Origin of the sequence: Cohnella abietis, from assembly GCF_004295585.1 — a bacterium.
Lineage (GTDB): Bacteria > Bacillota > Bacilli > Paenibacillales > Paenibacillaceae > Cohnella > Cohnella abietis.
The window spans coordinates 1,087,337-1,101,962 of record NZ_AP019400.1; the positions used below are offsets into that span (position 1 = coordinate 1,087,337).

Here is a 14,626-nt window from a genome sequence, read left to right on the forward strand (position 1 = left end):
ATGAAGGTTGGAGACCACGTTGTATATTTGCAGGATGGTAGTAAAGGTATCATCATGGAAATCCACGGTAACCTTTACCACATTATTTGGGAGGACCATTTTAGCAGCTGGGAAAATGGCGAAAGATTAAAGATCCAAGAAGCTTACTCGTGATTTCTGACGAGTAAGCTTTTATTATGGTTGGCGGAAGTTTGTAGCCACTAACGCTCAACCCCAGCCAAACCATGCTCATCGTAGCAAAACGCGACGATAACGAGATGAAACCCAGCCAAACCTTGCTCATCGTAGCAAAATGCGACGATGACGCTCCAAAAACTAACCAAGCCCTTCTCATCGTCGCAAAACGCAACGATAACGAGCCCAACCCCAGCCAAACCCTGCTCATCGTAGCAAAATGCGACGATGACGGTCCAAAACTAACCCAGCCTTGCTCATCGTCGCAAAACGCGACGATAACGAGCTCAACCCCGGCCAAGCCCCTCTCATCGTCGCAAAATGCGACGATAACGGGCTCAACCCCAACCAAGCCCAGCTCATCGTCGCAAAATGCAACGATAAGGAGCTTAAAACCAACCAAGCCCAGCTCATCGTCGCAAAATGCGACGGTAGCGATCTAATCTGAACCAACCCCGCGAAGCCCAGCTCATACATCTCCGTCACTGGGTGCTTAAACATATAGGGAGAGGAGTAGTTACCTGGGCGAGGGAGGTCACAATAGTACGTTAGTATGTTAACAAGCCAAAGCAGTAAATTTGCAGAGGGAGATGGGCCGCGGAGTATATGGGCATGCATAGAATGGTCGAATTTTGGGTGCTTAAACATATAGGGAGAGGAGTTGTTCCCGCGGGGAGGATGTCACAATCAATAGAAAGCTAGTTTGTTAACAAGCCATAGCATGTCAATTTGCAGGGGGAGATGTGCCGTGGAATGCATAGATAGGCTAAAAAGATCGAATTTTGGGTGTCTGAACATATAGCGAGGGGAATAGTATTTGGGGCGAGGATAGTATACAAAAGTGTGCGGATATGTTTATTGAACAGAGAGCTCCAATTTGCAGAATGGATGGGTGGTGGAATCCATAGATATGCATAAGGGGTCGAATTTTGATGTAATTTTGATGTAATTTGGATGAATAAGGATAGACGTTTTTCTTATTTCCTACTATAATACTATTGATTAATAGGAAATTATTCCTAAATTATAACAATATAGTGGAGGATGAGATAACGTGCAATGTACCCAATGCGGTCAGATCAATCAGTCAGCAAAATTTTGTGTGAAATGCGGTGCTAATTTACAAGCACAAGCAACATCGGAGGTAGCCTCAGCATCGGAAGCTGCAAGTAACCATTACCAACCTCCTGCACAACCATTTACCTTTCAGCAATCACCTATTCAACCAACTAATCATCAGCAACATACGACCCATCAGCAACCAGCGCGCCCTAACCAGCAGCTCGAGCAGGCGAAGCAAGTGAGCAAACAATATCTCTCTTATTTTCTTGAGGTATTGAAAAACCCAATCAGAACGGGACAAAACTCAACTGATGGGCACATGATCAATGGGATAATCACCCTTATATTATTTTCTCTTATTCTACCTTTGATTGGTTATATTCAATTGCGCTCAAGGGTGTCACGTTACGGTTTCGGATTAGCTGATCATATTTCATTCGGGGAAGTCGTAATTAAGAACTTTTTCATCCTATTTATTATCATCATGCTTATTAACTCTGTTATATTTCTAGTGCTTAAAGCTGGAACCACAGCTGTTAATTACCGGGAAGTGACCGCTAGATTCGGAACGCTCATGATTCCTGCTGTTGCCTTCTTCTTAATTGCCCTCATATTTTCATGGTTGAGTGATGGCTCTTATGTGCTATTGTTATCTATCGGTCTGGGAATGTTATCTTGGTTCGTTGCCGTATGTTTCGTCATTTACAGCTTTAAGAAGGATCAAACAAGCGGACTGGATGCTTTCTATGGCGTCATCATTACCTATGTTGTGACTTTTTATCTTATTAAACAGCTGGGAGACGTTATCTTTAATACTCTATCTGGGAGCACAGGAAGCTTCTTTAATTTCTAGAATATAAGAATTCATAAGAAATAGGTGATTACCATCGCTTCGACGCATTTCTGTAAAGAGTGCGGAACAAGGATGGAGGGCGAATATGCCTTCTGTCCGGAATGCGGAACCCCTATTGATGTAGGTGCTCCAAGTGCTCCGCAAAATGATCCAAGCCAGCCTCAAGCTGTAACGCCGCAAGTTCTCGAAACACCGTCGTCGGAAACCGAAACGCCGCAAGTTCCCACAACACCGTCGTCGGAAACCGAAACGCCGCAAGTTTCCACAACATCGCCGGCTTACATAACGCCAACAGTTGCTCAGCCGCCAAAGCCTTCTTTCGCGCTGACGAAGAAAGCCAAGGTTCTTATCGCGAGTGGGTTAGTCGTCATCCTGCTCCTAGCTGGTACTTATTTCCTAGGCAAGTATTTAACGGACGAGCAGCGTATTATCGAACGTTTTGAAAAATCGATAACGGATAAGAAGTCGGACAAGCTATTTAATCTGCTATCGGCATCCAATGAAGATATTAAATTCGAGCAGAAGACTGCCGACGGCATAATAAACCATTTAAGCTCCAATAGGGAAGATTTATTTACAGTCATAAACCAATTGAAGGATGAAGCCAAGCAGCTTAAGTCCGGTGATGAGGAAGCGTTCGCTGACAATACTGATGGGGCGTTCGTCTACTTACACAAGAAGGAAAAGAAGCGCTGGTTTCTCTATAACGATTATGAGTTGAAAATAAAGCGTTATATGATTCCGGTAGAGACAAACTACGAAGGTGCCAAGATTCTAATAGATGGCTCAGAGGCAGCTACTGCAAACGAAGCTGGCTCACGGATCGAGATAGGACCGTTCCTTCCGGGAGAGTATGAAATCAAGGCAGTTTATAAAGGCGAGTATACGACCCTAGAAAAAAAGTCCACAGTAGCTCTTTTCCCTATGAGCAGCTATAAGGATACAGTGGAGCTGATGTTAAAGGGTGAATTTATAGACGTTTACGCCAATTACAGTCAATCGCGTATTTTTATTAACGGTAAGGACATTGGTTTGGACGTGGGGGATGGGCAGAGAATCGGACCTATTGCTATTGATGGCTCTAACCTCATCTACGTAGAAGCAGAATATCCTTGGGGCAAGGTTCAGAGTGAGGAAATAGCTGTTAACTCGGATCAAATTGAGCTAAGTATTAATGCTCTAACCAAGAATGCCAAAGAGGATATTACGAATGCAGCCCACGATTTCGTCTACAGTATGGTAGATGCGTATAAGGCACGAGATACTAAACCTTTAAAGCATGTTCGTTCTGATCTGGTAGATTATTTCAAGGAATACTTCGTTGAAATGGTTAATAATGACCAGAGTTACTTAGGCGAGATTCATCGAATGACCTTCAATCCAGATAGCTTTAGAATTAATCAGTTAAGTGCAGATGAATACACTATTTCAGTTAAAGTTCAAATCGATCACAACGAATTATTTTACTACAAGGAATATACTCCGGATCCTGTAGCTGTAGAGGGTAAGAGCTTCAACCAGTATGATTTGCAATATGAAAATGGACAATGGGTTGTGATTGGCTGGGGCCCTGACTATGATACTGTAGGTACAGAGATGGAGGGTTCTTCTGAGTAATTAAATAAAGCCGTCCCTCGATATTTGAAGGGGCGGCTTTGTCGTTAATCTCTGGTCTCTTTCTTGGGCAGAGTGGATGGGGTGTAACGAGTGGCTATGAAATCCCGTTTATCGCGATACTCATTAGGGGTTATACCCGTAATATTCTTGAACACCTTGAAGAAGTATTTCTCGTCGGAGAAGCCGATTTTCGTCGCCACCTCGTAGATTTTGTATTGTGGGTTTTGCAGCAGCTCCTTGGATTTCTCAATCCTTAGCTTCTGTAAGTAGTGAATGAAATTAATGCCTGTTTTTTTCTTGAATAGCGTGCTGAAATAGCTAGGGTTCATAAAGATTTGATCAGCAGCAGAACGAAGTGTAATGTCCTGATCGTGATGCATCTCCATGTATTTAATAATGAAGGAGATGGCGTTGCTATCATAAGGAACCTTACGTGCTGCTGGACCCTTGGGAGTGTGAGTAAATGTAAATCTTTGTTTTACAAAATCGTTGAATGCATCCAGTGTAGTCGAGTTACGGTACATGCGGGTAAGGTCGGAGTGAGTCCGTGAATTCCAGTCCTGCTCTTCATCGGAGATGAATTCGGAATAGACAAGCAGATTGTAGATAGTATCCACAACAAAGCTAGGTGTAACCTCTTGCTGCTCTTGAATGAAACGAAACCAGCTGTTGAGTGCGTCAGGCAATACTCGAAGATTTCCTTCATGAAGAGCATTACGAATCGTCTGTAAGAAAACATTCGGAGCCACGGATGTCCTGCCAAGAGGTACAGTTTCTCTATAATAAAAGTGACGCGACCCTGGACGCAGCAATCTGAAGTCCAAGGCATATGCCGACTGCTCGATAGATCTAGGCAGCAGCTCCAACGCTTCGAAATAATCACTGATTCCGACTCTAAGAGCTTGTCTATCTTCTACACCACACTCTGTTAAAAGGCTGGCAAGAATAGAATGAATTTGCCGGTTACTTACCATCGTACTATCATCAGTTCCTAATAATAGCAGGATATAACGACTCTCCGACTCACAGGCAGCGTAAATCGTCATAGCTGGGTGACTCATTTGCGTTATTTGGTTGATTAGATTACTTATGTCTACCGTGCTATTACCAGCATAAATAGATGCAGTAGCCAGATAACGAGAGCTTATCAATAGATCCACTGAGGATAGAAGGGAAGGAATCTCAGATACAGCATGCTTCCCTTGGGCCATTTCAAGCAGAGCACGCTGTTGTCGTAGATTGGATGTTTCTTCAGCGGGTAAGCTTTTCGCAGCTTTTAATTCAGAGTCAAGCTGATTTATGAGCTTAGAAAGTGCATCGTATAGCTTTTTTTTCTTAATAGGCTTAAGTAAATATTCGTTTACACCAAGAGAGATAGCTTGCTGAGCATAAGAAAATTGCCCGTATCCGCTAAGTATGATGGATTTGGATTGAAGTTGAGCTTCAGCTAGATTACGAATGAGCGCCAAACCGTCTCCATTGTCCATTTTAATATCCGTCACGATGATTTCCACGTTCTGCTGCTTGGCAATCTCAAGTGCTTCTTTTCCACTAGCTGCCTCTAGAATGCATTCAATGGATAAATCCATCTCCTGAATGATTTTTCTAATTCCTGCCCGGATAATATCCTCGTCCTCCACGATAAGTAAACGATACATGTTTCACCTGACCTCCTCTATGTTGCCTGATCGATAGGTAGCGTTAATGTAACGATAGTTCCTTGCGCAGGCGAGCTTTCCACCGTTAGCCCTGAGGCTTGACCAAAGTAATAGAGAATACGGTCACTGACATTCGCCAGACCCACTCCATTAGACCGGCTTGGAGCTCCTTGTCCACCTTCGTTCTTAGAAGATGGATGGGATCTTAAATCGGGCTCAAGTGACAGCTGCTTCTGAATATGAGCCAGACGATGGGGATCTATGCCCCTACCGTTATCATGGACAGTGCATCTTAAGATCTGATCAGACATTTTTTCTATGGTGATTTCTATCCTAAAGCTACCCTGAAAATCCTTCATACCGTGCATAATGCAATTTTCCACTAGTGGCTGCAAGAGCAGGTTAGGAATTCGATAAGAGTGAAGATTTTCTGGAACTGTGCTATGCAAAGAAATTCGATTATTGTGCAGCAGATTCTGAATTTGCATGTAGTCTTGAATATGCTCAATTTCAGTTGCGAGAGTGACGGATTCCTTGCCGTTATAAATGTTGTATCTCATTATGCTTCCAAGGGCGGTAATGGCATCGGATAATTGGGGCTGATCACCAGTTTCAGCCATCATTCGAAGCGTCTCCAACGTGTTAAATAGGAAATGAGGGTTAATTTGAGCCTGCAAAGCACTCAGCTCGGCTTCCTTCTGCGATACAAGTGATTTATATACGCGGTTGACCAATTCGTCTATCTGTCCAGCCATGGAATTAATGTTTAAGGCCAGCCAATCGATTTCATCTTCTCCACGGACAGGAATTCGCACTTGGAAGTTACCATTCTGAATCTTTCGGACATGACTAACGATGGTTACGATTTTCTTGATTATTAGGCCTGCTAGCAAAAATGACAAACCAGCGAGCAGAATGGCGAGAAAGACGATGAGTGAAATAAACACGCTTTTGGTCTTCATCCAAGGTCCATCAATTTCAGAGTGCGGAACGAGTCCGACGAAGGAGGTTTGAAGACGCTCAATCGGTTTAATGACATAGCGGTACTTCGAACCATTGTAGGTTAAATCCCCGGCGCCTTCTATGGAAAGGTCAATATGTTGAAGAGTACTCTCCCTCATAACTTCTTGGGGTGAATAGGCTTCCTCCGTCGAACCTGACAGTATTTTCCCCTTCCAGTCAACGGCGATAACTTTGCCAGATTGCGATAAAGTCAAAGCGTTAGACCTGGAGAAAAAATGGCCAAGGTCGATCTCGAACTCCAAGTAAGAGGCCTCATCCGTAAAATCCTCATTAATGGGATAGAACATAGAGTAGACGGGAAGATTTGTTTTCTTGCCATAGGGATATTCCCTTTGGACATGCCAGTGCTCCCAGTAAGGATAAGTGGTCTGTATTTTCTCTTTCATTTCCTGAAACCAGCCTTGGTTAGAGTAAAGTGAAATAGGCAAAAAGAAATCGCTTTCAGGAAGAGTTTCGTTAACGGTGAAAAAACGGAAATCACCTATATCCTTATGTGTGGCCTCGAACCAGGACAGCAGAGACTGAATGGACGTATTCATAACCTCGATCAGCTCAGACTGATCATAATACCTCTTGAGTAGAGATTTCTTCAGGACGATGTTCGTTGAAATCAAGTAACCTGTTTTCTCAATATCATCGACATCGTTATTAACTGTCGCTTCTAGCTGACTCATAGCTTGCTCTATTAATTGAAGTCGCTCGCCACGAACGGGGACGATAACCTTGTTGTATATCCATACCCCACTGATGGATACAGGAATTAGAACAATTAAGATGTAGGAAAGAAATAGCTTCGACTTGAAGCTGAGCCTTCTAAATCGGTTTGGTAGCAGTCTAATCCTCATGATAGTTCACCCTATTTCATTGTAGGTGATGCCGTTTATTTCGTCTATATAGCTCTTATTCTCCGAATATAAGAGCTATAAATAGTCGACTAAACCTAAAAATATTCTCCTGATTTCATTTGAAAAAGCGCTTACAATTTATTAAAGGCTTCATCATATGACCAGCAGAGAGAAGGAAGGTGGATTTCAATTGCACCTCAACAAAACCAAAAAGATACGTAAATGGGATAACCAGCTGATTTTGCAGCTCATGATTTTGCCAGCTTTATTAACGTTATTGATTTTCAGTTACCTCCCGATGTTCGGGATTGTAATCGCATTTAAGGAGTACAATGTGCTCGATGGCTTGTTCGGTGGGAAATGGATCGGCTTTGAGCATTTCCGTGAAATGTTCGCCGACGATAGATTTCATAATGCATTGCGTAACACAATGGGGATGAGCTCAATTAAGCTGGTGCTTACATTTCTTGCTCCTGTTGCGTTTGCCCTCATTCTTAATGAAATTCCATTCGCCCGGTTTAAGAAGTGGACGCAGACATTAACGACATTGCCTCACTTTCTGTCCTACGTCATTATCGCCACGCTAACGATGATCTTTCTTGATCCGAAAGGGATTATCAACAATATTCTTCAGGGCTTGGGCATTATTAAACAACCAATTGAATTCCTGTCCGAATCCAGTCATTTCTGGACGATTGGTGCTTCGCTTGATCTGTGGCAGGAAACAGGCTGGGGAGCCATTATCTATTTGGCGGCGATAACCGGTATTAATACGGAAATATATGAAGCGGCTAAGGTTGATGGAGCGGGTCGGCTGCGGACGATCTGGCATATTAATCTGCCGGCGATTAAAGGAACTATTATGGTATTACTAATTTTGAATATCGGAAGCATCATTTATGGTGGCTCCAATTTCAATCAATCCTATTTGCTCGGCAATGTGTTTAACAGAGATACCTCTTATGTCCTGGGCTACTATACGCTCGACAATGGGCTGCTACAGATGCGTTATGCATTCGCTACAGCTGTCGATCTCTTTCAATCCTGCGTATCTCTTGTCCTGCTGCTTCTAGCCAATTGGGGTGCCAAAAAAATAAATGGAAGCAATATTTTCTAATCTGAGGGGTGAAGAACGGTATGAACGCGATCAAGCTGACATGGGAAGATAAGGCGGTCAACCTCACAGCGGTGCTAGTGTCCTTATTTCTCTTATTGGTAACCGCGTACCCGCTCTATTACGTTCTCATTAATTCACTGAATGACGGAGCGGACGCTGCGAGGGGACATATTTATTTCTATCCTAGAGTGTTTTCACTAGAAAACTACTCGATGGTATTTAAGCAAAATTATTTAATTACGGGCTTGGGAATGTCGTTGTTAAGGACGATTGTCGGAACACTTGCAGCCGTGTTAGTAACTTCTATGGCTGCATACGCGCTGACAAAGGAAAATCTTAAGTTTCGGAAGCTGTATATGATGCTTTCCATCGTAACGATGTATTTTTCCGGAGGATTAATTCCGTTGTACTTTGTTTTAGATGAATTCCATCTGTTAAATAACTTTCTTGTCTATATACTGCCTTCCCTGTTTACTTTCTTTCATTGCCTATTGTTTATGGCTTTTTTCAGAGAGCTGCCGAAGGAATTGTATGAATCCGCCTATATGGATGGAGCTAATGACCTGTTTATCTTTTTCAAAATTGTCATTCCACTCTCCATGCCCGTATTTGCGACTATATCGTTATTCGCAGGGGTTAACCACTGGAACGATTATTTCATTCCATCCTTCTTCATCTCCAATGAAAGCTTACAGACGCTACCGGTTATTCTAATTCGTTTGCTTTCTTTGAATGAGGCTCAGCAGCAAATTCAGCAATACTTAGGTAATCATCAGTCGAAGGTCACAATGGAGTCTCTGCGCTACGCTACTTTATTCGTCTCGGTATTGCCGATTACGTTGCTGTATCCCCTGGTTCAGCGCTTTTTCGTAAAAGGTATGCTTGTCGGTTCTATTAAGGCTTAGCTCTCTGTTATTAGCTTGCTGGCTTCCTTGGAGGCTCGCAAGTTAAAATATAAAAAGATACCTAGGAGGTCATACCGAATGAGAAAGATAAAACAGAGCCTTTCATTGGTTGTATGCATGTTACTGGTTATGAGTGTATTAGCAGCGTGTTCTTCAAGTAATAAGGAAAAAGACAACTCAACTCCGGCTCCATCAACAGGTACCGAATCAGCAAGCCCAACGTCCGAAGCTTCGCCTGGAGAAGTATCAACTGATCCAATCTCATTCGACATGTTCGTCAATTTCTCTTGGTACTCTCTAAGCTGGGCTGATCCAGCAGCTAAAAGCATTACATCGAAAACAGGTGTAACTCTTAACATCACAAAGCCAGTATCTGATGATAATCAGAAAATGAATATTATGCTGTCCAATAGGCAGCTTCCTGACTTTGTGTTGCTTGATAAGACGGATCCTGCGCTTCAACGGATGATTGAAGGCGGATTGCTCTATTCACTGGAAGAGCTTATCGATCAATATGCGCCGGAAATGAGAGATGTTCTACCTAAGGAAGCCTTGGCTAACTATAAAGCAGCGGACGGAAAAACCTATGCGCTTGTCAGCTTTATTGAAGGAGAGCAATACGTAGAAGCGGCGAAGAAATATAATGCACTTGTTGGGTCTAATCAGCCGACTTGGTCCATTCGCCAAGACTATTGGGAAGAGATTGGCAAGCCTGATATTAGCAATCCAGATGCTTATATTGCTGCTATGGAGCAGATTAAGGCTAAGCATAAAAACAAAATCGGCTTCTATACGAACGCCAATAACGTTCCTAACGCTAAGCATTTGAACGTATCCGCTATCGTTGGTCTGGGTACTGCCAATCAGTTCGGTGTACAGCCTCTCATTAAGGAAGGCGATGCCCTTAAGTCTGGGTTGAGAAGCACCGAGTACCAGAATGTCATTAAGTTTCTAAACAAGCTATCGACTAAAGGAATTCTGACTAAGGATTCATTCATTGATACGAAGGACATTTTCACGCAAAAAATTAATAACGGCGATGCTGTATCCTACGCCTTTACGATTGGTGACGGAACAAAGGTGCCTGCTGATAATTCGAGCACTTCCTATGCAGTCATGGCACCATTCGACTCGTATAAGCAGGTTCGTGATGGAAGCGGCTGGACAGCCATTGCCATTCCTAAGACGAATAAAGATCCTAAGAGAGCGATACAGTTCCTATCCTTCCTTTCCTCAGAAGAAGGTCATAAGCTGACCAAATGGGGTGTAGAAGGGGACACTTACGTTGATGCTGCACAAGGTCCGCACTACCATATGGTTGATGGCAAAGCGACTTACTTACCAGCTTATTGGGCTGATAAGCAGAAAGACTGGAATGGCGTAGCTGAGAAGAATGGTCTATCAGAATACTGGTTAACCGCTAACTCAACATGGTGGAATGGACCAGAATGGGATGCGACTGACAAGAGCTTCATTGAGTATAACAAGATGTTTGGCGATCATATTAGCTACGATCCAACATTAGTCGGGTTGGAATTGGAGCCTACTAGTAAGCTTGGCATCATGGAGAAGAAAATTATCGATCTATATGCTAGCTACTATTCCAAAATTATTTTTGCTAAGGATGAGGCTGCTGCTTTAGCTTTATATGCAGAATTCATCGAGAAAGCAGATAAGGTCGGGCTAGCAGAAATTGAGCAAGCTTGGACGGATACGTATAAGGCTAAAATGGCTAACCGATAATTGGGGGATTCAGAATGGAACGCATACAAGAGCATTCTTATACCATTGACGGTGTGCCTTTAGGAGCGAGCTCTTCCTTAACGACAGTTAAGGAAGAGGAGGGTCTCGATCGGGTTATTATCGAGCTCAGCTTTCCAGAAGAGGTCGTTCCACCTGTTATTAAGCTGTCATGGTTACATCCCATTCATGATATCCAGCATTTCTGGCATCCAGGCTCCGGACGTAACCGAGGGTTATCGGCGGACTGGGCCTCAGGTATAAAGACAAGGGCAACCTACAATGCCCCTGTCGGCTGCCTGTTTAACAATACGGGTAGAAATCGCTTAACGTTCGCTTTCTCAGACGCCTTAAATCCCCTGCTTCTCAAGGCAGGGGTGAATGAGGAAACAGCTGTTTTTAAGTGTGAAGTTGCCTTATTCGGAGAGCAAGCAGCTCCAATCAAGAGTTATCGCGCAGAGCTAACTGTTGATACTCGTGATATTCCCTATTACGATGCATTGGCTGCGGTTGAACAATGGTGGAGTGCTATGCCGGGCTATGAGCCTGCAATTGTTCCAGAATCTGCATTAGTGCCTATGTACTCTACGTGGTACAGCTTCCATCAGCAATTATCGCCGCAAGAGATAGAGAACCAATGCAAGCTAGCCTATGAGTTAGGCTGCGGGGCAGTAATTGTCGACGATGGCTGGCAAACCTCTGATAATAACAGAGGATATGCCTATTGCGGGGATTGGGAGGTTAGCGAGGATAAGCTACCAGCTATGAAGGAGCACGTTGCGCGTGTTCATGAGCTGGGCATGGATTACTTGCTATGGTACTCGGTTCCTTTTGTAGGTAAGCAAAGTCGCGTATGGCAAAGCTTGCAGGATAAAATGCTCTATGTGAATGAGGAGTTAGGCGCGGGCATTGTAGATCCAAGATACCCAGAGGTTAGGGAATATTTACTCCATACTTATGAGCAGGCGGTTAAAGATTGGGATTTGGACGGATTAAAGCTAGACTTCGTTGATACGTTCAGATTGCCTGACCGTACCGAAGTTGTGGGAGAAGGGCGGACGATACTCCAAATCCAACCGGAAATGGACTACAGCTCTGTCCCTGAAGCAGTGGATCGATTATTGAGTGATGTCATCACTCGATTGCAGGCTATCAAGCCTTCTATTCTAATCGAATTTAGACAGAGCTACACGGGTCCTCTGATGCGCAAATACGGCAATATTTTCCGAGCGACGGATTGCCCAAGTGACTCGCTGACCAATCGTGTTCGAACTCTGGATTTAAGGCTTATCTCAGGGAATACAGCTATCCACTCGGATATGATCATGTGGCATCCACAGGAGGCGGTGGCATCAGCCGCCTTACAGATCATCAATGTACTATTTTCGGTGCCACAAATTTCGGTGCGTATCGACCAATTACCGGCTGATCATCAGGAGATGCTAGCATTCTGGTTAAGGTTCTGGAAGGAACATCGTGACGTGCTGCTTGAAGGGCGACTTGAGCCTGAACATCCAGAAATGCTCTTCCCACTCGTCAAAGCCTCTAAGGAGAAGCAAACATTGATCGCATTCTATACTCGAAGCATTGTGAGCTTGGAGCAGGACGATATCTCTTATACGATCGTTAATGGAACTTTGTACGAAAGCATGGTTATAGACGTTCGGGCAGAACTAGGTGAACGGACCCTGAGGATACAGAACTGTATGGGCGTAATCGTATCGGAGAGTAAGCGGCAGTTAGGTAAAGGGCTACATGAAATCGCAGTTCCGCCAGCAGGCTTATTCTCGATAGTAAAGTAATTTAAGCGGGAGAGGATGTAAGCGATGTCCGGGATTTGGGACGCGACAGCGTTCGGGATTGAACCCGATACAGGAGCTGATGTCACCGATCGTATAAGGCTGTTTGTACAAGAAGGGTTGGCGAACGGAGCTCATACGTTTCAATTCAAGCCTGGGCGGTATGATATTGCAGACGACAAAGCCATTCATGATTGGGAAGCTTTTATGGTTGGGCAAGGCAATTGGGATTTAAACGAAAATACAGATCAGAAAAATGTACTCATTCATGTGGATGGTGTGGAGCGAATTGTTCTTGATTTCCACGGCTCGAGCTTGATATTTCATGGTTTAATTCAGCCCTTCTCCTTCAAAGGATGTAAGGAAGTTGTCTTACGTAATGTCTTCATAGACTGGGCCATACCCTTGTTCGCGCAAGGGGAAATCGTATCCGTTAATAGCAGCGGAATGGACATTCAGTTTGAATCAGAATATCCCGTTCAATCCGGAGTTCCCATTGCGGCTATGCTGAGTTATGCTCCCGAGAGCCCACATCCATTGCTCGGTAAGATTGATTGGTTTCATGTAGTAGAAAGCACAGAGCTAATTGCCCCGCAGAAATTGCGAGTGATATTGAAGGAGCAGGCTCGTTCACGAATGGTAGAAAAAGATGGTAGGGCTGCACCTGTAGTAGGAATGCATCTACTCGTTCGTCACCTTATGAACTATAAGGCTGCATTCTTATTCTATCAATGTGACCGAGTTGTTATGGATCGGGTAACGATTTATGCGGTACCAGGCATGGGAGTCATCGGGCATGGCTGTGGCGATGTCACAATGCACCGTTTGCGTATAGCAAGAAAGCCGGGGAGTAACCGGGTCATGAGTGTTAACGCAGATGCAACGCACTTTATCGGCTGTTTCGGGACAATTGAATTCGACGATTGTCTGTTCGAAGGAATGGGCGATGACGCAACTAATGTGCATGGCTTTTATTACAGTATTAGAGGAATTAGTAAGGATAGGGAATTGATATGTCGTATTAACACTGACATTCAGTCCGAGTATCCGGAAATTCCAGCGGTCGGTGATGTTATAGAGTTTACCCGTCGGACTACGCTGAAGCCTTACAAGACTTTAACAGTCAGCGGTGTTGAGGTATTCCCAAGTGGAGAAATAGTATTAAGCTTTAATAAAGATTTACCGGAGGGGCTAGAGGTATGGGATCTGTTGGCCAATGTCTCTAGAATGGCTTCGCTACGTTTCCGAAATAGCATCGTTCGGAATAATCGGGCTCGAGCTATCCTTGTCCAGACTCGTGATGTCATTATTTCGGATAATACCTTTGACCATTGCACCGGAACTGCTATCCATGTTAATTGTGCTGAAGGATGGAAGGAGTCGGTGTGCACGGATAATGTAACGGTAACGAGGAACCAGTTTCTATCCTGCGGCTTAGGAGCGGGAGCTTACAAGCAAGCATCGGCATTAGTGCTTATGACGGAAAGTGAGTCCTCGGAGGGGGGGGTTCACCGTAACTTCACCTTTACCGATAATTTTATTTATGGCAATGGTGTCACAGGAATCGACCTAAGCTCCTTAAGCGGCGGACTTGTGCGTGGCAATCGATTTAAGGCTGTAAGTGAGGCCGTTCGTATTCATTCCGAGACTTGTGAGCAGATAGTTGTAGAGTGAATGAGACTGGGTAAGGGTATGACGGGAATTAAGGTTTTGAGTAATATTGGTTCCACCTTCATTGGGGGGCTGACGATTTAAGAAGGACTTAAAACAGACCAAGTAGAAAGTTGACTTGGTCTGTTTTTTTCTATAAAGATGGCATTATCCTATTAGTTG

General features: G+C 43.9%; 11 protein-coding genes. 8 read left to right on the forward strand and 3 right to left on the reverse strand.

Going from position 1 to position 14,626, the window contains the following annotated elements; translation table 11 throughout:
• The gene (locus tag KCTCHS21_RS30800; protein WP_157993946.1) at positions 1-153 is read left to right on the forward strand and encodes a hypothetical protein; all 153 of its coding nucleotides are present in this window, start codon (positions 1-3) and stop codon (positions 151-153) included.
• Positions 154-200: 47 nt separating this feature from the next.
• Here KCTCHS21_RS30800 and KCTCHS21_RS30805 read toward each other — a convergent pair whose 3' ends face one another.
• The gene (locus KCTCHS21_RS30805) at positions 201-374 is read right to left on the reverse strand and encodes a hypothetical protein (protein ID WP_157993947.1); all 174 of its coding nucleotides are present in this window, start codon (positions 372-374) and stop codon (positions 201-203) included.
• 854 nt (positions 375-1,228) lie between these two features.
• Between KCTCHS21_RS30805 and KCTCHS21_RS04480 the strand changes: the two genes are divergently transcribed.
• Positions 1,229-2,089 carry a zinc ribbon domain-containing protein gene (locus KCTCHS21_RS04480; protein WP_130605348.1) on the forward strand — a complete coding sequence of 287 codons (861 nt, stop codon included), beginning with the start codon at positions 1,229-1,231 and terminating at the stop codon, positions 2,087-2,089.
• Between the two features lie 72 nt (positions 2,090-2,161).
• A complete protein-coding gene (locus KCTCHS21_RS04485; protein ID WP_130605350.1) occupies positions 2,162-3,706 on the forward strand; it encodes a zinc ribbon domain-containing protein in 1,545 nt (514 codons plus the stop codon).
• A gap of 44 nt (positions 3,707-3,750) precedes the next feature.
• On the opposite strand, the gene KCTCHS21_RS04490 is transcribed toward KCTCHS21_RS04485, so the two are convergent.
• Both KCTCHS21_RS04490 and KCTCHS21_RS04495 read right to left on the reverse strand, forming a co-directional pair.
• Entirely contained in the window at positions 3,751-5,364 is a 1,614-nt protein-coding gene (locus tag KCTCHS21_RS04490) for a response regulator (RefSeq protein ID WP_130605351.1), read from the reverse strand.
• Between the two features lie 17 nt (positions 5,365-5,381).
• Positions 5,382-7,232 (reverse strand): sensor histidine kinase, encoded by a 1,851-nt coding sequence (locus tag KCTCHS21_RS04495; protein WP_130605353.1) that lies wholly within the window; start codon positions 7,230-7,232, stop codon positions 5,382-5,384.
• A 157-nt stretch (positions 7,233-7,389) separates the two neighbouring features.
• Between KCTCHS21_RS04495 and KCTCHS21_RS04500 the strand changes: the two genes are divergently transcribed.
• From KCTCHS21_RS04500 to KCTCHS21_RS04520, 5 genes are all read left to right on the forward strand, one after another.
• Positions 7,390-8,349, forward strand: coding sequence for an ABC transporter permease (locus KCTCHS21_RS04500; protein ID WP_130605355.1), 960 nt, complete (start codon positions 7,390-7,392; stop codon positions 8,347-8,349).
• A 20-nt stretch (positions 8,350-8,369) separates the two neighbouring features.
• On the forward strand, positions 8,370-9,254 hold the full coding sequence (locus tag KCTCHS21_RS04505) for a carbohydrate ABC transporter permease (RefSeq protein WP_130605357.1): 885 nt from the start codon (positions 8,370-8,372) through the stop codon (positions 9,252-9,254).
• Between the two features lie 78 nt (positions 9,255-9,332).
• Positions 9,333-10,997 carry a type 2 periplasmic-binding domain-containing protein gene (locus tag KCTCHS21_RS04510; protein WP_130605359.1) on the forward strand — a complete coding sequence of 555 codons (1,665 nt, stop codon included), beginning with the start codon at positions 9,333-9,335 and terminating at the stop codon, positions 10,995-10,997.
• A 14-nt stretch (positions 10,998-11,011) separates the two neighbouring features.
• Positions 11,012-12,796: a glycoside hydrolase family 36 protein gene (locus KCTCHS21_RS04515; protein ID WP_130605361.1), complete on the forward strand. Its 1,785-nt coding sequence runs from the start codon at positions 11,012-11,014 to the stop codon at positions 12,794-12,796.
• 24 nt (positions 12,797-12,820) lie between these two features.
• The gene (locus KCTCHS21_RS04520) at positions 12,821-14,467 is read left to right on the forward strand and encodes a right-handed parallel beta-helix repeat-containing protein (RefSeq protein ID WP_130605363.1); all 1,647 of its coding nucleotides are present in this window, start codon (positions 12,821-12,823) and stop codon (positions 14,465-14,467) included.
• Positions 14,468-14,626: the final 159 nt, after the last annotated feature.